We start from the raw sequence: 22,807 nt of genomic DNA on the forward strand, positions 1-22,807 counted from the left end.
TTATTCATCCATTTTCCAAAGGACAAATCCTGATGCTGGTTTTGGATAAAAATATGTAGACTTTTGAGGAAGTCTTTCTCTGTTTATAGCCAAAGCATAGACGATTTCAATAGGTATGGAGGGTAATATGAAAGCATATCCAAATTCGTTAGAATTTATGTTTTTTCTTAACTCTTTAAGATCATGGGAAAATCTTATTAATCCTTTTTCTTGTAAATCACTTTCGGTAGTATTTAATATACCTTCCCAAACACCTTCTTGAAGTAGAGTTGTAGGTAAGATCCACCATAAGTCTGAAGCGTCATTATTCCTACTATTTATATATGAGGTATTCGGAACTAATTTCAATATTCTATTATCTTTAAGAAGGTATATGAAAGGTTTGTTTGGGTTAAATACAAGATCTAAATCATCTATATTCTCCCCTAAATATACATCAAAGTTATTTCTAAGATCCTCAATATTTAATTGAACTTCTTTACTAACTATTCTATGGGTTGGTAAAAGCTTAACTCCTGGATCGTATAAGTCAGTAATAAGCATAAGTATATATTTGGCTTTTTCATCTTTAGTCTCACTATAATAAAGCCATGAGGCTTCATATCTATGGTGGCCATCTGCAATTAAAATCTTTTTTCCAATCAAATATTCTTCAATGAGATTTATAAGTGATTCATCGTTTATTTTCCATAGATAATGACCTCTATAATCCCAGCTAGTTACTTTAATGAGAGGTTTCTCCTTTTCAATCTTCTTCCACAATGATGAAAGTTTTCCTTCTTTGTCTTCATAGATGCCCCAAATAGGTTCAAGATTAGCCCTTAATTCTTTGAGAAGCTCTAATCTATCTTTCTTTGGACCAGAAAAAGTACGTTCATGAGGTAAAATGTTTTCACCTAAGGGTTGTAATTCTAATATTCCTAAAAGTCCATACATCTTATCTATTTTATCTCCCCATTGATACTCTTGCTTATATAAAAAGTATCCTTTTTCCTCAAAGACAAGAATACCTTGATTTATCCACTCTTTAAAAACTTTAGATATTTCTATATAATCAGTTGGATGTTTATCTCCTAATGTAAGATAAGTTATATTGTAAGGATGCATAGATAGAAAATAATCCCTTTCTTCTTTTTGTATCACATCATAAGGTGGAGCAATAAGTTTTTCTAAGGGAAGATTTAAATTATATCTTAAAGCTCTAAATGGTAAAAACTTAATCATATATTATTACCTTCCTTTCTTTTAGGAATTATAATTTCAAATTTTGTCCCTTCTCCAAGTTTACTTTCTACTTTTATACTCCATCCGTGTCTTTCAACCAACTTTTTGACAATAGAAAGCCCTAACCCTGAACTAAATCCATCCTCATTAGTGCGAGACTTACTTACTCTATAAAATCTGTCAAATATTCTATCTATATCCTTCTCAGGAATTCCAATACCTGTATCTTGTACCCATAAGACTAAGTATTCATTTTTATCATTTACTCCTACCTCAATTTTCCCTAAAGAAGGGGTATACTTAACAGCATTTTCAATCAAATTAAATAAAATAGTGTCTAAATACTGTGGATCTGCAAATATTACAATGTTTTCTGGCAAATTTATACTTACTTTTAAGTTCTTCTTAGAAATATGAGGACTAAGTCTATCTAAGACATTAATTACACTTTCATAGAGAGATACATCTTTAGGTTGAAGTTCTATAACACCAGCCTCTAATCTTGATAAATTAAGAAGATTACTTATTAGTTTTGACATTCTCTCTATTTCTCTTCTTAAATAAGGAAAAAATTCACTATATATTTCTTCAAGAGTAATTTTTTTTTCAGAGAAAAGATCTATTAATATCTGTATAGAAGTAAGCGGTGTCCTTAATTCATGAGATGCATTTCCTAAGAATTCCTTGAAGTTTTCCTCCATTTTTTGTATAGGAGTATAATCATTTATTATTAACATCACTTCATTATTTTCCTTTAAATAATAGGCTTCGATTTCTAAAAATTTTCTTTCGTTTCCCCAAAAATTGAGGGATATTTTATTATATTTTTGATTTTCTAATGTTTTTCTAAATACATCATCTATTTCATAATCCGGTATTAATTCTATTAACTTTTTCCTTCTCGCTTTTTTTGGTATATCAAAAATTTCAGAAGCCTTCTTATTCACACATAGCACAGTACCATCCTTGTTAATGATAATTACCCCTATAGGAATATATTCTAAAAGAAAATTCCATCTTTCTTTTAACTTATTTATTTTCGTTCGCCTCCTGGAATTTGTAACCTAAATTTCTAACTGTCACAATATATTTAGGATGACTAGGATCATCCTCTACTTTTTCTCTTAACCATCTTATATATACATCTACCGCTCGAGGTTCTCCCCAAAAGTTCTCTCCCCATATATGTTTTATAATCATATCCCTCGTCCACACTCTTCCAGGTGAAGATATTAATAGTTTTAATATTTCAAACTCTCTATATGAAAGATTAACTTCTTTTCCTTTCACTTTTACAGTTCTTTTGACTAAATCCATTTCAAAAGGTGGGGCAACGATTTTTTGACTTTTTAAAAGATCTGATTGATACCTTCTTAAAACAGCTTCTATCCTTGCAAGTAGTTCTTTTGCGCTAAAAGGTTTTGTAATATAATCATCTGCTCCTATTTTTAAACCAAGAACTTTATCTACTTCTTCATCTTTAGCTGTTAACATTATAATCGGTACATTACTTACTTTTCTTATCTCTTTACATACTTCCCATCCATCCTTTTCAGGTAACATTATATCAAGAAGCACTAAATCAGGATTGAAGAGCTTGAATTTGTTTAATGCTTCTACGCCATCATAAGCTGCTTCCACTTCATACCCCTCTTTTTTCAATAAAAGCGATAGAGAGCTTACTATACCCTTATCATCTTCCACTAGTAATATCTTTTTCATCCTCTCACCTCAAATTCTTTAGAGAATATTATTCTTCCTAACCTAAGAAGGTTAGATCCCTCTTCAATAGCTATTTCAAAATCTTCCGACATTCCCATTGATAGATACCTTAAGTTTAGGTTCTCCTTAACTTTTAAAACCTCCCAGATATTATAAAGATTTCTAAAAACCCTCCTTACTTCATCTTTATCTGTAGTCAAAGGACCTATGGTCATAAGACCTTCTATTTTTAGGTATTCGTAACTCAATAATTCATTTAATGATTTCCAAAATTCATCCTCCTTAAACCCATATTTTGTTTTTTCTCCTGATAAGTTTAATTGAATTAATACCTTTACCACTTTGTTTTCTCGTTGTGCTTCTTTATTTAAAGCTTTAGCAAGATCCAATCTATCTAAGGAATGAATCAAGTCAAATAATTTTAATGCTTTCTTTACCTTATTTGTTTGTAAATGACCCACTAAGTGCCATTCACATTCTAAATCTCCTGCTAATTCGTTTATTTTTTTTTCTGCTTCTTGCACTCTATTTTCTCCAATTTTTCTAACTCCGACCTCATAAGCCTTTCTTATATAAGTTGCTGGAAAACCCTTAGAAACTGCAACTACTTCAATTTCATCAGAATTTTTTCCCACTCTAAGAGCAGTTTTCTCTATCTTTTCTTTTACTTTTTCCCAATTTTCTTTAATAAAATTCAATTCGTTATCCATAAGAGATTAATATATCTTTAGAATTTTTCCCTTAATAATCCTTTCTTTTAATATTATATTGTTAAATTCTAAAGGTAAAGTAGTTAATTTGTAAAAATTTTTTAAAAATTCAACTTTTAAGACTTTTGTTCTGATCAGATTTTTGGAAGGAAAATCTGTATCGATTATTATATATTTACCAGATTCTACAAAATTTTTAGAAAAAAGTATTAAAGATTTAGGTGGTAACTCCCTTATCACACATAAAGAATCCCCCTTTTTTACCCTTTTTCCAGAAAAAGAGGTATATTTTACAATATTGAGTTGTGAAAGTGATACCTCATTAAGATTTCTGTCTATTAAATTATCGATAAAAAAAGAAACATATCCAGATTTAATTGCAAAAATATAATTTTCTCCCTGAATCCTCTCTATATCCTTCCGAATATTTCCTTCTAAAACCTTTATACTGTTAAAAATTTTTAACCTTTCTTTAGACACACTTTTAAGATATAAAATATCTTTATCTATTTCTTTGAAATCATTATTAAAAACTTTAATCCTGATTTCATCAATTTTCAAATTAATTTTATCTCCCAGTCTATTTATTTCTTCAAGTAGATCTATGTATCTTTTATAGTATGAAGTATTCTGTTCTATCTTTTTATTAACTGTATCCATATAACCAATTATTTGTCCTACTCTAACTCTCTCCATATCCTCTATACTTGTTCTAAAGATTCCATCAACTGGAGCTCTTATAAGACTCTCATCAAGTTCAAAATATCCAATTATAGGAGGGATTCTATTAGACAGTAAAACATGAGTGAGAAAAACTATGAAAATTATAAAAATAATAAAAAATGGTAAAACTCTTCTAAAAAGTCTTTTTCTATCCTTTCTTAATCTATAAAAACCCTCTTTATAAAAAGGATTCATTTTAAAAATATATAGGCGATATTTCTTTGGGATGTTTTATTTCTCCTATAGGAGTAATAAGCATTGTTGCAATAGGTACATATATCAGATATATCAACGTTTTCTTTTGGTATTTTCTCTTCTTCGAGTTGTTGCAAAAGAAGAGCTATAAGATCATATTTTACCTTTTCTTTTTCATATATAAGGTATTTTCTATATTCCTTAGGCAACTGAGAAATAAAGTCTTGCTTAACCTCAAAACAGCAAGAATGAATGCTTGGACCAACACCTATAAATATATCCTCAGAAGAGATATTATATCTATTCTTTAATTCGGATATTAATTTTTTCGGAAGTTTTTTAATTGTTCCTCTCCATCCAGAATGTGCCAAACCAATCAATCTAATTTTAGGTATATAGACAAAAATTGGAATGCAATCTGCAAAAAACATAATAAGGGGATGTCTTCTTTCTTGGGTCAGCATAATATCAGTTTTATTTGCAATTTTGGGGAAAAAAGATACATTGCTAATTTTTGGTACATATATATTATCTCCATGGACTTGTTCTGCTACAACCCATCTATTTGGAAATATCTTAATTAAAGAAAGAAACCTTATATATGAAGGGATATGCCTAAAGGAGAAACAAAAAGGAAAAGAATATGGATCTGATACGAATCCATGGGATATTTCGTGAAATTTATTCAAAAGTTTGGATTGCCAAATCATATACACACCCCACAAGCCTTACAATAATCGTTACATGGCAAAGTAATAACTCCTTGATATGCCTTCTCTCTTTCTCTCCACAAAAATTCTCTTTTAACTCCCGTATCTATAAAACTCCAGGGAAAAATTTCATCCTTTTCTTTTTCTTCTAAGTAATACTCTTTCAATAGATTATCTTTCACGAGTTTCTTTAAAATTCTTAAACTATAAGGATCTTTTATATATTCTCTAAAAAATTCTTTCAATCTTCTATCTCCTCTACTTAAAACTCCTTGCCAAAAAACCCAAATGATATTTTCATCTTCCATTTTTGCATTATCCATTTTTCTAAGATTTTTTAATAGATAAGATCTAACCCTTTCAATATATTCAACATCTGCCATTTTTTCCCATTGGAAAGGTGTATGGGGTTTAGGAATAAAGGTAGACACACTTACACTTATCTCCATTTTTTTAACAATTCTTCTGATATTCATTATTAAATCCAAAATCCCTTCAATATCTTCCCAAGTTTCAGTAGGTAATCCAATCATAAAGTATAATTTTAAGGTTTTTATACTATAATCCTTAATTTTCCCACTAAAATTTAGGATATCATCATTAGTAAACTTTTTATTCAATACTTTTCTAAGCCTATCAGTACCTGCCTCTGGAGCTATAGTAATAGTTTTTTGATTAGTAATTTTTATAAGATCTAATATGTCTTCTGTAATATCTTCTAGTCTAAGAGATGAGAAAGATATAAGTATTTCACCTCTCTCTACATAATCCTTAACACTTATCAAACTTAAAGAGGGATCTATGGCAGGAACAATAAATCCTAATTTAGGTATATCCTCTCTATAGAACCAATTAACCTTTTCATATATTCTCTCTATGGAAGAAACTCTATAGGGTCTATAGAAATAACCAGCCAAACAAAATCTACATTGATATTTACACCCTCTAACCAATTCACATAATGCCATATCAGAAAATACACCTTTGTTAGATGTTATAGGTGAAACCATGGGGTTATTGGGAAAATTTGAATAAATTCTTCTTCTTAATGGTAATTTTTGTTCTCCCCATATTTTCTCTATTTTTTTACCGTTATATGTGAATTTGATAAATTTAGGTATATAAAAACCCTCATAATCCTTTACAGTATTTAAAAACTTTTCTTTTGTCCAACCATTTTTTTTCTTTAATATTAAAGCTTCTGATAATTCTGAAACCATGTCTTCTCCTTCACCTATTAGTATTAGATCAAAAATCTCAGATATTGCCTCTGGATTGGAGCTTAAAGCAATTCCCCCTCCAATTATTAGAGGATAACCGTCATCCCTTTCGTAACTATAAAGGGGAATTTTTTCCAAGTTTAAAATATAAATTATATTAAAAAAATCCAGCTCAAAACTAACAGAAAAAAGCAAAACATCGAAGTCTCTTAATTCCCTAAATCCCTCAATTGAATAAACTCTATAATCTTTTCTCCTTTTCCAATCCACAGGAATATATGCTCTTTCGCATAAAATTCCTTGTTGCTCATTAAAAATATGATATAAACCTATATATCCCAAATTATTTATGGATACATTATATGTGTTAGGGTATATAAATAATAACTTTACATCTCCACCCTTTTTACTTAACTTAAATCCTTTCTCACTGTTTAATATATCTAATATTTCTTTCTTTAGTTTCCAGTTCAAGAGTATCTCTTTCTCCGTAAAATAGCAGGAATATCTAAATCATCTTCTGATATGTTAGTATAATCCTTCTTATTAGAACTTTCCTCTATCTCTTTACCTTGATGATCAAAACCTGTGGCTATCAATGTAACTTTTATACTATCCTTCATATTTTCATCAATTACAGCACCAAACTTAATATTTGCTTCTGGATCAACCTTAGGAGTAATAACTTCTGCAATTTCTTCTACTTCATGTAAGGATAAATCTAAACCCCCTGTTACATTAAATATAACTCCTTTAGCCCCATTAATAGAGAAGTCTAAAAGAGGACTTTGTAAGGCATTTTGAGCTGCTTCTTTTGCTCTATTTTCGCCTTTTCCTACTCCTATACCCATGTAAGCTGTACCAGCCTTTGACATTATAGATTGTATATCAGCAAAATCTAAGTTTATCAATCCAGGAACAGTAATCAATTCTGTAATTCCCTGAACAGCTTGTTTTAAAACCTCATCGGCTTTCTTAAAAGCCTCAACTAAAGGCAATCTACTATCACCAAGTTTTAAAAGTTTATCATTAGGTATTATTAAAAGAGTATCAACTTTATCCTTAAGTTTCTCTATTCCCTCCATAGCATTAACTCTTCTTTTTCTTCCTTCAAAAGTAAAAGGTAACGTTACTACAGCTACCACAAGTTTTGCAATTTCTTTTGCTATTTCAGCTATAACTGGAGAAGCTCCTGTTCCAGTACCTCCTCCCATTCCTGCAGTTATAAATATCATATCTGTATCATCTAAGATATCTTTCAAAATCTCTTTACTTTCTATAGCTGCTTTTTCTCCAATCTTAGGATCTCCACCAGCGCCAAGACCTTGAGTCACTTGCTCCCCTATTTGGATTTTATGAGGAGCTTTATTAAGATCAAGTACTTGAATATCAGTATTAACTGCAATAAACTCAACACCATGAATTCCAGCTTCAATCATCCTATTAATAGCATTACCACCACCACCACCAACACCAACAACCTTAATTTTTGCCCTTATCTCTCCATTATTTAAGCTGTCTGTAAATCTTGATAAAGTCAATTTCTAACACCACCTTCCCCTAATTCTTTACTCTTTAAAAGGTCTAAATATATTGTTAAATGTTTCTTTTAAATAGTCAAGAAATTTTTTATTTTTATCTTCAAAAGAAATAGTCTTCAAAAAACTCTCTAAAGCCCCTACTGCAGAAGAGTAAAATACAGCATCTTTTTCTCCCAGAAAACTTCTCATTTGAGAAGGAGCACTTATTCTAACCGGTACTTTTAAATAATTACTTGCAAATTCATCTATACCATCTAAGAGAGCAGTACCACCTGTAAGCACAATACCTCCTGGAATAATTTCTAAGGGAGAATTTAGTTCTTCTAGTTTTTTTTGTATAAATTCTAAAATCTCTTCTACGCGAGGTTTTATGATCTCTCTAACTTGAGACGTAGATACTCTAATTTTTCTTTCTTGTAATGAGGTAACTTCTAACGTTTCTTCTTCTTCATCTTTTAAAGTTCCTAATATTTTTTTAACCTTTTCTGCTTCTTCGGTAGAAATTCTTAGCGTAATAGCCAAATCTCTTGTTATTCTTTCCCCACCTAATTTTAATATACCAATACTATAAAGACAACCTTCTCTATAAATAGCAAGATTAGTTAAATCTCCTCCAATATCTACCATTACTACTCCTAATTTTTTTTCTTCTGGAGTAAGTACTGCTTCTGCTGCTGCTATCTCTTGAGGAACAAATCCTTCAATATTCACTTCTGCTTTTTCCAAAGTATTGATAATATTTCTAAGTTGAATTTTATCATGAGTTACTAACAACAAATCAGATTCTAAGCGAGTACCTATCATGCCGACTGGATTTACAATTCCATCTTGGCCATCTAATCTAAATCCCCTAACTACATGATATATAATTTCCCTATCCGGTGGAATAGAGGTTGCTTTTGCTGCATCAATCGCCCTTTCAACATCCTTTTCCGTAACTTCTTGTTCTCTGCTTTTTACTATAATCATGCCTCTGCTTGGAATGGCTGCTACTTTTTCTCCACTAATTGCTGCATATAATCTTGATATGTTCTTTATTCCTGCAATTTTTATGGCCTTATTTAATGCATCTTTTATACTATTACTTGCCTCTTGGATATCAACTATAACTCCATATTTTATTCCCTTAGAAGGTGAGATAGAAAAACCAATTATTTCAATGTTTTTTTCTAAAACATTTCCTACCACAACTGCTATTTTTGTAGAGCCTAAATCTATAGCCCCAACAGTATCGGCCATCTATATTCCTCCAATAAAAGGAATCCTAAATCTGAAATCTAAACTTTTGTTTTCTATACTCATCTTCTTGACAATTTCTTTAAATGTTTTAATTTTTTCTTTAAAGTTATCATTAGAAAATTTTAATAAAAAGTTATTTCCATAAATCTCAAAATAATTTTTATAAAAAACTATTTTTTTTATATTTAGATCTTTAAAGGCTTCTAATATTGTTCTAATAAATTGAATATCCTTTGTACCTTCTATCTTTATTGTACCATCAAAAGGTTTAAATTTCTTCATCTCTTTAAGGTTTTGATTATAAAAAATTTTTATACTGTCATAGTCTACCTCAAGAAGAGTTACCTCAGGTTCCCAATTAATCTTTACACCCCAAGGAAGATAATTTATGTCTTTTATTATTATTCCATGTTTTCTCTCAACTAGGTTGATTTTTCTATTTAAAAAAAGAAGATTACTAAATTTAAAAACTTGACAAACATCCTCTTTAATTTTCGTATCACCATCATTTGTTATTACATATAAGATCCACGTAGATGAAAAGATTATTGTTAAAATTAAGACAAGAAATTTTCTCATAATTTTACCAAATCCTAATCTCAGGTTCTAACTCTATACCATATTCCTTCCTCACTTCTTCCTTAATTAAACTTATCAAAGAAATAACATCCTTATATTTAGCATGGCCTAAATTAACAATCACATTAGCATGTTCATAAGATACCATGGCATCTCCAATTCTTTTTCCTTTTAAACCAAGTCTTTCTATAAAAACTCCTGCTGGCCCTTGAGGAGGATTTTTAAAAACACTTCCTGCAGAGGGATATTTAGGTAACCTTTTAGTTCTTTCTTTTAAGTATTCTTTAGCTTGTTCTATAGAAATATCTTTATCTTTTTTTTCAAATCTTATCAATACTGATTTAACAATATACTCTTTTGGAATATTAGAACTCCTATAAGAGAAATGTAAATCCTTCTTATCTATATATTTTATACTTAAAGAATTATCCACAACATATAATCCTTCTATATAATCTCCAATAGCCTTTCTCCACGCTCCTGAATTTCCTGTTACAGCCCCACCAATGGTTCCTGGAATTCCCATTAAAAATTCTAATCCACCTAATTCGTTTTGCCATGCAAAATACAACAATTCTGAAATCAAACATCCACTCTCAGCCTCAACTATTAAAGAATCTATTCTTTTAACATTACCAAGGTTTCTACATATTTTTATCACTGCTCCTTTTATTCCCTCATCAGAAATCAGCACATTAGTTCCCGCTCCTAAAATCTTTGTAGGAATTTCTTTTTCTTTAAGCTCAGACAATATATAAATAAGTTCATCCCATGAATAAGGAATAATAAATAAATCTGCTTTTCCACCTATTTTAAAAGATGTATAAGGAGCCAGATCATGCTGTGAAAATATTCTACTCTTAAGTTTCTCATTATTGATGATATTCAACCTTACTTTCACTCCTCAATTTAGCAAGTAGCACTTCACCTACTTTCCAAACATTTCCTGCTCCTATTGTCAGTAATATATCTCCATCTCTTAATATGTCTAATGCTGTAGAAGCTGCATTGGTTAAGTTTTCCACATAGTATATATTAAAATCTGGCCTTTTTTTCTTAATTTCTTCATATATTTTTTTAGCCGAAATTCCTAATATAGGTTTTTCACCAGCAGAATAAATCTCTGTCAAAATGACTATATCAGCTAAGGTTAATGCTTCTGCTATGTCTCTATAAAGATAGAAAGTACGTGTATATCTATGAGGTTGAAAAACTACTACTATTCTTCTGTTATAAAGTTTAAGAGTTGACAAAGTCGCTTTTATCTCTGTGGGATGATGTCCATAGTCATCAAAAATTAAAACATTATTTTCTAATATACCTTTTAGTTGTATTCTTCTTTGTACTCCATTAAATTTTTCTAATACTTTGATTGTTAGATCCATATCTAATCCAAGTATTTTAGCAGTGGCTAATGCGGAAAGAGAGTTTAATACATTATGTTTACCTGGTATTTTTAACTTAACCTTACCTATTTCCTTTCCCCTGAAATAAGCCACATATTCAGATCCATATGGTGTAAGATTTATTATATTAGCAGTAAAATCTGCATTATCAAAGCCATACGTATAAAATTCTTTATTAATATAGGGTATGATAGACTTTATATTATCGCATTCTGAACATAATAAAACTTTTCCATTTTGGGGTATTTTATCTATTACATTAAGAAATGTTTCTTTTATCTTACCTAAGTCTTTATAATAATCTAAATGATCATTATCTATATTAGTGACCACAAGAATAAATGGAAAAAGTTTTAAAATAGAACCATCACTTTCATCTCCTTCTGCCACTAAAAAATCTCCATTCCCTAGTTTTGCATTTCCACCTATATCTTCTACTTCTCCACCTACAATAATTGTAGGGTCCACCTTATTATTTTCAAGAACAAGCCCTATTAAAGAGGTGGTTGTTGTTTTTCCATGAGTCCCGCTGACAATAATAGACTTTTTTTCTTTAGTTAGTTCTCCTAAAAGTTCACTACGATGTAATATGGGAATATTTCCTTCTTTTGCAGCTAAATACTCCTCATTTTCAGGAGGAATAGCTGAAGAGACTATAACTACATCCACACCTTTGAGATTTTCCCTATGATGTCCATTATATATTTTTACACCCTTTGCTTTTAATCTTATTGTAGAAATATTTTCTTGTATATCAGATCCTGATACTTTATAACCTTTTTCTGCAAAAATGTATGCAAGAGCACTCATACCTGTGCCAGCAATACCAATAAAATGAATCCTCTTATAATTAAACAAATTTAGTTCCTCCCTTCTAATGTCTCTAAAATCAAATTCCAAAAATATTCTCTACCATAAGGATTAGAAATTGAAATACAAGCAGTAGAAGCTTCTAATAACCTATTATCATCCCAATTCATAATATGTTTAAAAAGTAGATTAGGATTAAGATCCTTCTCGAAAATTATCTCTCCTCCTCCCCTCTTAACTACAAATTCTGCATTATATATTTGGTGATTATCTTTCGCATGTGGATAAGGAATATATATGGCAGGTAAACCTGCTACCAAAAACTGAGAAATGGTTGTAGCACCAGCCCTACTTATAGCAAGGTCTGATGCCCTTATTGCAATCTCCATATTTTTTATGAAAGGAACAGGATTATATCCTTTGTTAACCCATTCTTCAAGGGGGATATCTTTTACAAATTCCACATAATTTCTTTCACCTATTTGATGAAGTATCTGCCAACCATTCTCTAAAATCTGAGGAATAATCTCTTTTACTACCATATTTATCATCCTTGCCCCCTGACTTCCTCCAGTAATTAGAAGAAGTTTTCTATCTGTTCGAAACCCTAATTCTTTTTTACAATTCTCTTTATCTAAAGTCAATAATTCAGTTTTTATAAAATTACCAGTTACAAAAATTTTTGATCTATCTCCCAAATATTTTTTTGTGTCAGAAAAAGTAACTGCTACACCTGTTGAAAAGGGAGTAAACAATTTAGTTACTCTTCCTGGAATAACATTTTGCTCATGAAGCCAAAAAGGATATCTTCTAATAATAGCAGAGATCAAAACTGGAACTGTAATGTAGCTTCCAAATACTATTAAAAGATCAGGTTTTATTTCATTTAAAATATGTATACTTTTTTTCACCGAGGATAAAAACTTTGTAGATTTTAATTCTGTACTTCTGTTAAGTGGAAGACCATAAAACCGATATTTCCCAACTATAAGTCTTTCTTCTAAACTATTTTCTCTTCCTATAAAGATAATTTTCCAATGGGGTGCTTTACTAATAATAAAATCGGCCATATTAATGGCTGGTATCACATGCCCACCTGTTCCTCCAGTAGCAAAAACTAAACTAATCATTTTCTATCACCCATACTTCCAAGTTTCATTAATAATCCTACTTGAGCCCAATTAACTATTAGAGCAGAACCTCCAAAGCTTAAAAAAGGTAATGGTAAACCCATAACAGGTAAAAAACCTATATTCATTAATATATTTAAAATAATTTCAATACTCCAAAAAACTAATATTCCCATACTTAATAACCCACTAAAAAGATCTTTTTTCGAAATATTTAAAGATAAATAAAATATAGTTAAAATTAACAAAACATAAATAAAAATAATAAAAGTACCAGCTATTAATCCTCCTTCCTCAAAGATTACTGGCAACAAGAAATCATTATATGCTTCTGGAATATAAAATTTCAAGCTACCTCTACCCCAACCCTTTCCAAATAATCCTCCATCTTTTATTGCATTTAAAGCTTGACTTTGCTGATAAGTGGAAAAAAGGGGGAAAAATGATCCACTCATAACTATTCTCTGCTTCCTATAGTCACCAGTTAATATTGAGATACTTATAAAAAGGATCAAGATTAAAGCCAAAAGCGTGGTTTGTTTATAATCCATATTAGAAATAAAGAGAATTATAAAGGTTGAAAGAGAAAATAATATTAGCATACTTACATTAGGTTGAAGATACAGAAGAAAAGCTATTAAAAATAAAAAAATCATTATCCATATTAACCTTATGTTTTCTAATTTTTTATCCTTATTTAAAGATAAAAATTGAGCAAGAAAAATAATCCATGTAAACCTCATTATCTCAACTGGTTGAATCTGGATAGGCCCTATTTCAATCCAACGTGCAACATTTCTTGAGACTTTCCCAAAAGGTGGTATAAAAACTAATATTAATCCTAAAAAACCTAATATTAAGAAAGGAAAAGAAAACTTTTTCCAAAAACTTATCGGGATTATTGATATAAAAAATGCAATTCCAATACTTAAAGGTAAATAAATCAATTGGTGTTTAGAAAAATAAGAAGGGTTATTGAGCGAAATACTTGCCCACTTCCAGCTCGCTGTATGAATTACTGGAAGCCCAATAAGGGAAAGTAGCAATGATAAAATAAATATCATTCTATCATATTTTTTCATTTTTTAATCTCTCAACTATCTTATTAAAAGCTTTACCTCGCTCTTTATAATTCTCAAACATATCAAAACTTGCACAAGCAGGAGAAAATAATATTACATCACCAAAATCTGATAAATAATAAGCCCTTTTAACAGCTTCCTCTAATGTATTTGCTTCTTCATATGATATATCATAAGATTTGGCTAAATCTCTCATTATATTTTTAGTTTCTCCAATAAGAACTACATGCTTTACATTGCCATTTTGTTTTATACTTTCAAAAAGTTCGGTAAAATCAAAATTCTTATTTCTTCCACCCAATATTAATAAGATACTTTTATTAATACTTTTTATAGCTGATACGGTTGAAATTGGATTAGTAGCCTTTGAATCATTAATAAATACTCTTCCATTTATGGTATCTACTTTTTCTAGAGCAAAAGGTATTCCCTTAAACTTATTTCCCACATCTTCAATAACTTTTTCATCTATACCAAGAATTAATCCTACTAAAGATGCAGCCATAAAATTCTTTAGTAAAACACTATTCCATAACCCATTAGGAGAGGGATGTATAAAACCATCTTTGTTCTCTGTATGATAAATAAGTTTATTTTTATCGAAATATATGCCATACTCTTTAATTGGGTTTTCACTAAAGTATAGTTTATTTACAGGGTACTTTTTGACTACTTCCCTAATAATATCTTGATCATAATTTATAATAGCAAAATCTTCTTTTTTTTGATTCATAAAAATTCTTTTCTTTGCCTCTATATATTCATTCATGCTACCATATCTATCTAAATGATCGGGATAAATGTTTGTAAAAACTGATATGTAAGGTCTGAAACTCTCAATATCTTCCAACTGAAAACTGCTTACTTCTAATACAAAATAACCTTTATCAAGATTTTTTACAACACTTATAAATGGTAAACCTATATTACCAGCCACCACATTATCTATCTTTGCTCCATTTAAGATCTCTCCTATTAAAGTAGTAGTTGTTGATTTTCCTTTGGTTCCAGTCACAGCAATAATAGGTACCTTTGCAAACCAATAAGCAAGTTCTATTTCTCCAACAATTTTTAAGTTTCTTTTTATAGCTTCTTGATAAATAGGATTTGTTTTCGGGATACCAGGACTTAACACTAATAAATCAATATCTTGTAAAAGTTCTACTGGATGATCTCCAAAGAAGAAATCTATATCTTTTTCCTTAAGCAAAGGGATCAAATCTTTAAAACTATCTTCTTTTTTATAATCATTCACAATTACATCTATGCCTTCATTTTTTAAAAATTCTGCAATCTTCAAACCACTTATACCAAGCCCTAAAACTAAAGCTTTTTTAAAATTTAAATTAACATCCATAAAATAATTCCTCCTACAATCATAATGATATGAATTATATTAAATCTTGCTACTATCTTTGTTTCTTTCCATCCTTTTAACTCAAAGTGATGATGAAGAGGACTCATCAAAAAGATTCTTTTCTTTTTCCATTTATAAAAGAATACTTGTATAAAAACGGATAAAGATTCTATTAAAAAAATACCTCCTAAAAAGATCATTAAAAGTTCTACCCTTTTTGTTAAAGCTAAGGCAGAAATTGCTCCTCCTAAGGAAAAAGCACCCACATCTCCCATAAATATTTCAGCAGGATGCATATTGTACCAAAGAAAGGCTAAGATAGATGCTATAATAACACCTATATATATGTTTATTTGTAAGGAAGTATAAGAAAATTTATAAATTAACAAGGTTAAAAAAGTAATTAAAGTAGTCCCACCTGCTAATCCGTCAAGGCCATCAGTCAAATTAACTGCATTAGGTACTGCGATAAAAAGGCAAAAAAATAATATAAAGTAAATAATTCTTGAGTTAAATAGAGTGTATGAGCCCCAACTTAGCTTATAATCTGGAGTAAAAAATAAACCATAAGCAAAGAACAGTATCAAGGTTAAAGCAAAAGATAGAAATATTTTTTTAAGAGGTCTTATTCCATAATCTTTATTTCTGAGTAGTTTTAAATCATCTATAAGTCCTAATAATCCAAAAAGTATGGTGGATAAAGAGATAAAAAAGGTTTCTTTTATAAATAAAAAGGGTAATGAAATAATTATAAAAATTAATCCTCCCATTATAGGAGTTCCTGATTTAGAAAAATGAGATAAAGGTCCTTCTTTTCTAACATATTTGCCTATTTGTTTATTCTTTTGAAGTTTAATCCAGTAATTTAAAAAAAACCATGAAAATATGAAAGAAACAATACTGAAAAATAATAGTTCTTTCATATTTCCTCCTCAATGAACTTAATGAAATTTTCCATTTTCATAGCTCTTGAACCTTTAATTAAAATAATGTCATAAGGTCTCAAAATTTCTCTTAAAAAATCCTTTATCTCTCTTTCATCTCTCGTATAAAAAATTTTAGAATCAAGAATATCTTTTAATTCAGATTTCATATCATCAATAGCCTTACTAAACTCTTCGCCATAAAACAATAAATAATAAAAATCCTTATCTATAGCATATTTTATTACTTCTTTATGTGCAGAAATGCTATATTCCCCAAGTTCTAACATATCCCCTAATAATAGGACTTTCCTACCATATGAAGGCAATATATCTAAGTACTCAATAGCTGTTTTAACAGAATCAGGATTTGCATTATATGTATCATCAATAACTTTAATCCCTTTATATGTATTTTTAGTAGTCAACCTCTGTTTGGGTAATGACAAATCATAATTAACAAAAGAAAAATTATTTACAGATTTAGGAGAAAATATCCACAATACTCCAAAAGCAGAAAGGACATTTCTATATATGTTTAATGGATATAAATTTAGTAAGATCTCAATCTTAGATTCATCTGGAAAACCTATAGACATTCTTACTTTATCATCTAATTTATCTAAAATTTTCCCTCTTATATTACTTTCCTCATTAAACCCGAAGGTATATTTATTTAATTTTAAATTTTCAAAAATCCACATACTTAAGTCATCATCTCTATTTAAAATTGCATAACCTTGATCATTAATATAATCAAAAATCTCAGCTTTTGCCTCCATAATCGCTTCTCTGGAACCTAAAATTCCAATATGAGCCCAACCTATATTAGTTATGACTCCTACATCAGGTTCTGCAATTTTACTTAATTCTCTAATCTGTCCTTTACCTCTCATAGCCATTTCTAAAACTAAGAAATTCGTATCTATTTCCGTTTCTAATATAGTTAGTGGAACTCCAATTTCATTATTATAATTTTCTCTACTTATATTAACTTTTCCTATCTTACTTAACAATTCACCAATTAAATTTTTAGTGGTAGTCTTACCGCTACTACCTGTAACTCCAATAACCTTTGCCTTAATCTTTTTCCTATAATAATTTGCTAAATCTTGTAAGGCTATAAGAGTATCTTTTACCTTTATAACAATTACTTCTTCCGCTGGAATCTCCAAATCTCTACTAAAGATGAAGCCTTTTGCACCTTTTCTTATTACCTCGTTTATAAAATCATGTCCATCAAATTTCTCTCCTTTTAATGGTATAAATAGATCTTCAGGTTTAATTGTTCTTGAATCTATAGATATACTATTTACTACGTCTCTTAAATTCCCTTTAATTAGAAATCCCTTTGTAGCTTTTAGCATTTCTTCTACAGTAAGATTAATCTTCATACCCTGATAGGCGCTCCTTTATATATTTTCTTGCTACTTCTTGATCACTAAATGGATATTTCTGGGTTCCTATAATCTGATAGTTTTCATGTCCCTTACCTGCAATTAGCACAGTATCGTCTTCTTTTGCCATTTCTATGGCTTTTTTTATTGCTTCCTCTCTATTTTCTATAATCTCATAATTTCTAAAACCAACTCTTTTGACCCCCGCCTCTATGTCCCTAATGACTTTTAAAGGATCCTCAGTTCTTGGATTATCCGAAGTTATTATCACATAATCAGATAATTTAGCAGATATTTCACCCATTTTATCTCTCTTTGTAGGATCTCTATCTCCACCACATCCAAACACTACAATTATCCTTCCTTTAGTAAACTCTTTAATTGTCTCAAGAACATTCAGTAATCCATCTGGTGTATGAGCATAATCAACAATTACATTAAAATCTTGCCCCTCTTCTATAAACTCTAATCTTCCCTTTACTCCTTTAAAAGTAGCTAAATATTTACCAATATCATCTAAGTTTTCACCGCTTGCTATTAATAAACCTACAGCCAAAAGAAGATTATAAATATTAAATTTTCCTCTTAACTTGGTAGACAATTCTATTTGACCTTTAGGAGTAATGGCTTCTATGAACATTCCTTTTTTATTTACAAAAACTTTTTTAAGTACTATATCCGCTTTCTCATCATATAGAGACACCCAATAAATTTTTTTATGTTTTAGATTTATTTTTCCTGTCCATTCATTATCTTTATTTATAATTCCAAAGCCATCCTGCTCTAAATAATCAAAGATTTTCATCTTTGAATTAAAATACTCTTCCATAGTTTTATGAAAATCTAAGTGATCTTGAGTTAGATTGGTAAATATAACACCTTTGAATTCTAATCCTTCAATTCTCTTAAGAGCTAAAGCATGAGATGATACTTCCATAGAAACATATTCTATTTTTTTATCTACCATCTTCCTTAGAAGTTCCTGTAATTCATGAGGCTGTGGGGTTGTAAAATTGGAGGGATAGATCTCATCATCTATTCTATAATCTATAGTACCTATAAGACCTGATTTCTTACCTTTTGATTTCCAATAATGGTAGATTAAGTTCGCAGTAGTAGTCTTTCCATTAGTACCTGTAACTCCAAATATCTTTAAATGTTTATTTGGAAAATCATAAAAAGAAGAAGAAAAAATCCCAAGAACCTTGAATATATCATTTACTTTAATATAAGTTATTCCATCTTTTATTACATAATTTAAATCACCATTGTAAAAGATTACTTTAGCCCCATTTGATATTGCATGATCAATATATTTTTTCCCATCATCTTTAGTTCCAGGCAAAGCAAAAAATACATAATCATTTTTAACCTTTCTTGAATCTACACTAATACCTTCTATATATAGAGAAGTACTTCCTATAATATCAATTATTTCTTCTTTAAAATAACCTAATATATTCTGCAAATTTTTCAATTTATTAACCTCCCATATATAGAGAGTTTTTTAACAATCTCACCAAATATAGGTACTACTGTTTCTCTTGCAAACCTACCTTTCTTTGGCTTATCTAACATAACAAGAATACAATATTTTTTATCATCTAAAAAGAGGTAACCTAAGAAAAAGTGATTGTAATAAGATGTATATCCAAATTTACCAGAAATTTGAGCAGTTCCTGTTTTTCCAGCTATTTTATAATTTAGATCAGCTAGGATATTTGCAGTTCCTCTCTTTACTACCTGAAACATATAATTTAATGTCTGCAAAGATGTATCTTTAGAAAAAACTTGTCTGTATATTTCTGATTTAGATGTATATATAATTTTACCATTATTTTCTATCTTTTTGATTAGTTTAGGTTTTACTAAAAACCCATTATTTCCTACAAAACTAAGAGTCCATAACATTTTCAAAGGTGTCATCCCAATACCATGTCCAAAACCTAACGTACCATGCATAACAATACTACTTTTAACATCAGGTAAAATTGTATCTCCAGAAAATATCTTCACATCTAATGGTATATCAGAATCTAACCCTAAGAGTTTAAAATATTTTTCCCAGATAGATGCAGGTATCTTTTTTGCTAAATAATAAAAATATATATTACAGGATCTAACTAAAGCATCTTCTATATTTACTAATCCATGATGCTCTGTACATCTTACTTTATAACCGTCAATTATTTCTTCTCCTTTACAGTAGACAGAAAAATTTTCATCTACCAATTTTTCTTCTAATACAATAGCAGTTGTAACTACTTTAAAGAGAGATCCAGGTTCTAAAACAGTATTTAAAAGATTTCTAAATCTATTATTCTGTTCTATTATTTCATCAAGATTTCTACTTAAATCAATTTCAGGAAGAGTAGTTAGGGCAATAATTTCTCCTGTATTTAAATCCATAATTCCACCAAAAGCACCATCTGCATTATACTCTTTCATGTATTCTCTTAAATACATAGTCAAAAGCTCTTGAAGATTTTTATCTATAGTAAGATAAATACTATATCCATTTCTTAAGTAAGAATCAAGATATGCCTCTAATCCCGATAGTCCTTGGTTATCAACTCCGACAAAACCAATAAGATTTGAAATTCCTATTCCCATAGGATAAGTCCTATAAGGTTCATCTATAAAAATAATCTTTTTATTATCAACATATTTTTCTATTCTTTTAACATCTTCATCAGAGAGCATTCTTTTAATCCAGACAAATTCATATGGAAGATTTATCTTTTTGTAAAGTTCATCTGAAAAAAGTTTAAGATTATTGGAAAGTATGGATATTATTTTTTTTCTCTCTTTACTCTCAATACCTTTAGGATTAATAGTTAAAGATTTCCTTTTAATATTAAATACAATCTCTTCCCCATTTCTATCTAATATAATCCCCCTATCTTTTGTCCTTGTTTGGGGGTAAGATATATCCCTTCCTAACTGGAGTGTAATGACAAATATTTCAATAAAAAAAATTGTTATAATCCAAAAAGTTAAAAATATTCGTGCTCTTATAATATTCATAACAACTTATATTATCATATTTATTGTTCTAAAGAAGCTGCGTAGTACTTCTCACTTATTACCTCTGCCACACTACCATTATAAACTTTTATTTCTACTACATTTTTAGGATAAGTTAAACCCAATTTTTGAGCCTTAATTTCTATATCTTTAATACTTAAAGATGACTGAATTCTTGTTTCCAAGTATACTTTTTCTTTTTCTAAGTTATCTATTTCTCTGTTTATTTTTGTTATTTCACTTTTAAGAGTTGAAACTTTTACATTTAAAAAAACTGTACTTAAAAACACTAAAAAAAACAATATAATTACTAAAAATTGTTTCAACTTTCCACCCTCCTTTCCCCCACTCTCAACTTTGCACTCCTTGCCCTCTTATTATTTTCAATCTCTTCTTTTGAAGGTACTACTGGCTTTTTAGTAATAACTTCAAATTTATCTCTGTTATTCTTTAAAAAATTTTTTACAATTCTATCTTCCAAGGAATGGTAGGTTATAACTACAATTCTTCCTTGCGGATTAAGAATATGAGGTGTAATTTCTAAGGACCTTTCTAAAAGATCTAATTCTCTATTTACAGCTATTCTCAATGCTTGAAATATACGGGTTGCAGGATGCCTTTTATAATTTTGGATATTTTTCCCTATAACTTCTAACAAATCTTCCACACATTTTAAGGGTTTTATTTTCCTCCTTTCTACTATTTTCCTTGCTATCTTGTAGGCGTTGGGTTCCTCACCATATTTGTAAAAAATTTCTGCAAGTTCCTCTTCAGAAAAATTATTCAAAATATATTCAGCTGTTAAAGAGTCATCTTTAGAAAATCTCATATCCAAAGGTTCCTCAGGCCTTTGAAAGGAAAAACCCCTCTTGCTTCTCTCTATATGATATGATGAGAAACCAAGATCAAATAAGATACCATCAACCTTAGCTATATTTAGCTTTTCTAAAACTTCTGGAATTCTATCAAACGTTGTATTAAAAAGTACAAAATTATCTCCATAAATTTTCAACCTATTTTTAGCTATTTCTAAACTTTCTATATCTCTATCTATACCTATTAGTAACCCTGATCTATTTAATTCTCTCAATATGGCACTACTGTGTCCCCCAAGTCCACAAGTAGCATCAATATAGATTTTTCCAGGTGTCACCTTAAGGTAATATAACACTTTATCAAGCATAACTGATTTATGTATAATTTCTATCTCTTCCATAAGTCCTTTATCTTTTCATTTATTTCGTTCATATTATTCATTAAATCTTCTTCTCTATTAATTTCTTTCCACTTTTCCTCTGCCCAAATCTCTATATGTTTACCAGCCCCTACAATAACCACATCTCTATTAAGTTGGGCATATTCGATAAGAAAAGAGGGAATAAGAATTCTGCCCAACTTATCTGTTGTAACTTGTACAGAGCCTGAAAACCAAAACCTACATAATCTTCTTATATAATCATCCGTAGGAGAAAAACTACTTATTATCTCTGAGAAATTATTCCAATCCACAATAGTATAAATGTTTAAACATTTTTCAAAGCCTCTTGTTATATAAAAAGTATCTCCCAATAGTTGTCTAAAAACTGTAGGTATAACTATCCTCCCTTTCTCATCTAAAGAATAATGATATTCCCCACAAAACAATTTAATATCCCCCACAAAATTCCCACTTTTTACCACCTTTTTACACAATTATACAATGTAATCCTTAACAAATAGAAATAAGAGTTAAATATGATGCAACAAGGGTTTATTAAGACTGGTTAAATTAATGCCTAACTTTTGTTCAAATTTTGTTTAATAAATGCCAAG

General features: G+C 29.5%; 22 protein-coding genes. All 22 read right to left on the reverse strand.

All coding sequences use genetic code 11. The features are described 5' to 3' along the window. Window positions 1-1,224, reverse strand: a complete 1,224-nt coding sequence (locus ACY3JO_RS06770) for a DUF1015 family protein (RefSeq protein ID WP_463084258.1) — start codon at window positions 1,222-1,224, stop codon at window positions 1-3. After that, window positions 1,221-2,171, reverse strand: coding sequence for a sensor histidine kinase (locus tag ACY3JO_RS06775; protein ID WP_463084259.1), 951 nt, complete (start codon window positions 2,169-2,171; stop codon window positions 1,221-1,223). The genes ACY3JO_RS06770 and ACY3JO_RS06775 overlap by 4 nt, the downstream gene beginning before the upstream one ends. An 82-nt stretch (window positions 2,172-2,253) precedes the next feature. After that, complete coding sequence (locus tag ACY3JO_RS06780) at window positions 2,254-2,946, reverse strand: response regulator transcription factor (protein ID WP_463084260.1); 693 nt, start codon at window positions 2,944-2,946, stop codon at window positions 2,254-2,256. Next, complete coding sequence (locus ACY3JO_RS06785; RefSeq protein WP_463084261.1) at window positions 2,943-3,656, reverse strand: YggS family pyridoxal phosphate-dependent enzyme; 714 nt, start codon at window positions 3,654-3,656, stop codon at window positions 2,943-2,945. Before ACY3JO_RS06785 ends, ACY3JO_RS06780 begins: the two co-directional genes overlap by 4 nt. Before the next feature lie 6 nt (window positions 3,657-3,662). Further along, entirely contained in the window at window positions 3,663-4,574 is a 912-nt protein-coding gene (locus ACY3JO_RS06790) for a biotin/lipoyl attachment domain-containing protein (protein ID WP_463084262.1), read from the reverse strand. After that, on the reverse strand, window positions 4,571-5,284 hold the full coding sequence (locus ACY3JO_RS06795; protein WP_463084263.1) for a purine nucleoside phosphorylase YfiH/LACC1 family protein: 714 nt from the start codon (window positions 5,282-5,284) through the stop codon (window positions 4,571-4,573). The genes ACY3JO_RS06790 and ACY3JO_RS06795 overlap by 4 nt, the downstream gene beginning before the upstream one ends. Beyond that, window positions 5,281-6,978, reverse strand: a complete 1,698-nt coding sequence (locus ACY3JO_RS06800; protein ID WP_463084264.1) for a radical SAM protein — start codon at window positions 6,976-6,978, stop codon at window positions 5,281-5,283. The genes ACY3JO_RS06795 and ACY3JO_RS06800 overlap by 4 nt, the downstream gene beginning before the upstream one ends. After that, entirely contained in the window at window positions 6,975-8,045 is a 1,071-nt protein-coding gene (ftsZ, locus tag ACY3JO_RS06805) for a cell division protein FtsZ (protein WP_463084265.1), read from the reverse strand. The genes ACY3JO_RS06800 and ftsZ overlap by 4 nt, the downstream gene beginning before the upstream one ends. 27 nt (window positions 8,046-8,072) lie before the next feature. Beyond that, the gene (ftsA, locus tag ACY3JO_RS06810) at window positions 8,073-9,284 is read right to left on the reverse strand and encodes a cell division protein FtsA (protein WP_463084266.1); all 1,212 of its coding nucleotides are present in this window, start codon (window positions 9,282-9,284) and stop codon (window positions 8,073-8,075) included. Further along, window positions 9,285-9,863: a hypothetical protein gene (locus ACY3JO_RS06815; protein WP_463084267.1), complete on the reverse strand. Its 579-nt coding sequence runs from the start codon at window positions 9,861-9,863 to the stop codon at window positions 9,285-9,287. Between the two features lie 4 nt (window positions 9,864-9,867). Further along, complete coding sequence (gene murB / locus ACY3JO_RS06820) at window positions 9,868-10,752, reverse strand: UDP-N-acetylmuramate dehydrogenase (RefSeq protein ID WP_463084268.1); 885 nt, start codon at window positions 10,750-10,752, stop codon at window positions 9,868-9,870. Continuing rightward, on the reverse strand, window positions 10,736-12,127 hold the full coding sequence (murC, locus tag ACY3JO_RS06825; protein ID WP_463084269.1) for a UDP-N-acetylmuramate--L-alanine ligase: 1,392 nt from the start codon (window positions 12,125-12,127) through the stop codon (window positions 10,736-10,738). The genes murB and murC overlap by 17 nt, the downstream gene beginning before the upstream one ends. A gap of 2 nt (window positions 12,128-12,129) precedes the next feature. Next, entirely contained in the window at window positions 12,130-13,209 is a 1,080-nt protein-coding gene (locus ACY3JO_RS06830; protein ID WP_463084270.1) for a UDP-N-acetylglucosamine--N-acetylmuramyl-(pentapeptide) pyrophosphoryl-undecaprenol N-acetylglucosamine transferase, read from the reverse strand. Further along, on the reverse strand, window positions 13,206-14,291 hold the full coding sequence (locus ACY3JO_RS06835) for an FtsW/RodA/SpoVE family cell cycle protein (RefSeq protein WP_463084271.1): 1,086 nt from the start codon (window positions 14,289-14,291) through the stop codon (window positions 13,206-13,208). The genes ACY3JO_RS06830 and ACY3JO_RS06835 overlap by 4 nt, the downstream gene beginning before the upstream one ends. Continuing rightward, on the reverse strand, window positions 14,278-15,648 hold the full coding sequence (gene murD / locus ACY3JO_RS06840) for a UDP-N-acetylmuramoyl-L-alanine--D-glutamate ligase (protein ID WP_463084272.1): 1,371 nt from the start codon (window positions 15,646-15,648) through the stop codon (window positions 14,278-14,280). Before murD ends, ACY3JO_RS06835 begins: the two co-directional genes overlap by 14 nt. Then, on the reverse strand, window positions 15,633-16,571 hold the full coding sequence (mraY, locus tag ACY3JO_RS06845) for a phospho-N-acetylmuramoyl-pentapeptide-transferase (RefSeq protein WP_463084273.1): 939 nt from the start codon (window positions 16,569-16,571) through the stop codon (window positions 15,633-15,635). The genes murD and mraY overlap by 16 nt, the downstream gene beginning before the upstream one ends. Continuing rightward, window positions 16,568-17,965, reverse strand: coding sequence for a UDP-N-acetylmuramoyl-tripeptide--D-alanyl-D-alanine ligase (locus tag ACY3JO_RS06850; RefSeq protein ID WP_463084274.1), 1,398 nt, complete (start codon window positions 17,963-17,965; stop codon window positions 16,568-16,570). The genes mraY and ACY3JO_RS06850 overlap by 4 nt, the downstream gene beginning before the upstream one ends. Then, a complete protein-coding gene (locus ACY3JO_RS06855; protein WP_463084275.1) occupies window positions 17,955-19,445 on the reverse strand; it encodes a UDP-N-acetylmuramoyl-L-alanyl-D-glutamate--2,6-diaminopimelate ligase in 1,491 nt (496 codons plus the stop codon). The genes ACY3JO_RS06850 and ACY3JO_RS06855 overlap by 11 nt, the downstream gene beginning before the upstream one ends. Then, window positions 19,442-20,995 carry a peptidoglycan D,D-transpeptidase FtsI family protein gene (locus tag ACY3JO_RS06860; RefSeq protein ID WP_463084276.1) on the reverse strand — a complete coding sequence of 518 codons (1,554 nt, stop codon included), beginning with the start codon at window positions 20,993-20,995 and terminating at the stop codon, window positions 19,442-19,444. The genes ACY3JO_RS06855 and ACY3JO_RS06860 overlap by 4 nt, the downstream gene beginning before the upstream one ends. A 20-nt stretch (window positions 20,996-21,015) precedes the next feature. Next, a complete protein-coding gene (locus ACY3JO_RS06865) occupies window positions 21,016-21,321 on the reverse strand; it encodes a hypothetical protein (RefSeq protein ID WP_463084277.1) in 306 nt (101 codons plus the stop codon). Next, window positions 21,318-22,211 carry a 16S rRNA (cytosine(1402)-N(4))-methyltransferase RsmH gene (gene rsmH / locus ACY3JO_RS06870; protein WP_463084278.1) on the reverse strand — a complete coding sequence of 298 codons (894 nt, stop codon included), beginning with the start codon at window positions 22,209-22,211 and terminating at the stop codon, window positions 21,318-21,320. The genes ACY3JO_RS06865 and rsmH overlap by 4 nt, the downstream gene beginning before the upstream one ends. Further along, on the reverse strand, window positions 22,199-22,639 hold the full coding sequence (mraZ, locus tag ACY3JO_RS06875; protein WP_463084279.1) for a division/cell wall cluster transcriptional repressor MraZ: 441 nt from the start codon (window positions 22,637-22,639) through the stop codon (window positions 22,199-22,201). The genes rsmH and mraZ overlap by 13 nt, the downstream gene beginning before the upstream one ends. Between the last annotated feature and the right edge of the window lie 168 nt (window positions 22,640-22,807).

The organism is Dictyoglomus sp. LHC4 (assembly GCF_055181355.1).

Excerpts from the sequence above, each read along its gene's own strand:
- ACY3JO_RS06770 (WP_463084258.1), bottom strand. The coding sequence starts at position 1,224 with ATGATTAAGTTTTTACCATTTAGAGCTTTAAGATATAATTTAAATCTT.
- ACY3JO_RS06780 (WP_463084260.1), bottom strand. The coding sequence starts at position 2,946 with ATGAAAAAGATATTACTAGTGGAAGATGATAAGGGTATAGTAAGCTCT.
- ACY3JO_RS06785 (WP_463084261.1), bottom strand. The coding sequence starts at position 3,656 with ATGGATAACGAATTGAATTTTATTAAAGAAAATTGGGAAAAAGTAAAA.
- ACY3JO_RS06790 (WP_463084262.1), bottom strand. The coding sequence starts at position 4,574 with ATGAATCCTTTTTATAAAGAGGGTTTTTATAGATTAAGAAAGGATAGA.
- ACY3JO_RS06795 (WP_463084263.1), bottom strand. The coding sequence starts at position 5,284 with ATGATTTGGCAATCCAAACTTTTGAATAAATTTCACGAAATATCCCAT.
- ftsA (WP_463084266.1), bottom strand. The coding sequence starts at position 9,284 with ATGGCCGATACTGTTGGGGCTATAGATTTAGGCTCTACAAAAATAGCA.
- ACY3JO_RS06815 (WP_463084267.1), bottom strand. The coding sequence starts at position 9,863 with ATGAGAAAATTTCTTGTCTTAATTTTAACAATAATCTTTTCATCTACG.
- ACY3JO_RS06830 (WP_463084270.1), bottom strand. The coding sequence starts at position 13,209 with ATGATTAGTTTAGTTTTTGCTACTGGAGGAACAGGTGGGCATGTGATA.
- ACY3JO_RS06835 (WP_463084271.1), bottom strand. The coding sequence starts at position 14,291 with ATGAAAAAATATGATAGAATGATATTTATTTTATCATTGCTACTTTCC.
- murD (WP_463084272.1), bottom strand. The coding sequence starts at position 15,648 with ATGGATGTTAATTTAAATTTTAAAAAAGCTTTAGTTTTAGGGCTTGGT.
- mraY (WP_463084273.1), bottom strand. The coding sequence starts at position 16,571 with ATGAAAGAACTATTATTTTTCAGTATTGTTTCTTTCATATTTTCATGG.
- ACY3JO_RS06850 (WP_463084274.1), bottom strand. The coding sequence starts at position 17,965 with ATGAAGATTAATCTTACTGTAGAAGAAATGCTAAAAGCTACAAAGGGA.
- ACY3JO_RS06860 (WP_463084276.1), bottom strand. The coding sequence starts at position 20,995 with ATGAATATTATAAGAGCACGAATATTTTTAACTTTTTGGATTATAACA.
- rsmH (WP_463084278.1), bottom strand. The coding sequence starts at position 22,211 with ATGGAAGAGATAGAAATTATACATAAATCAGTTATGCTTGATAAAGTG.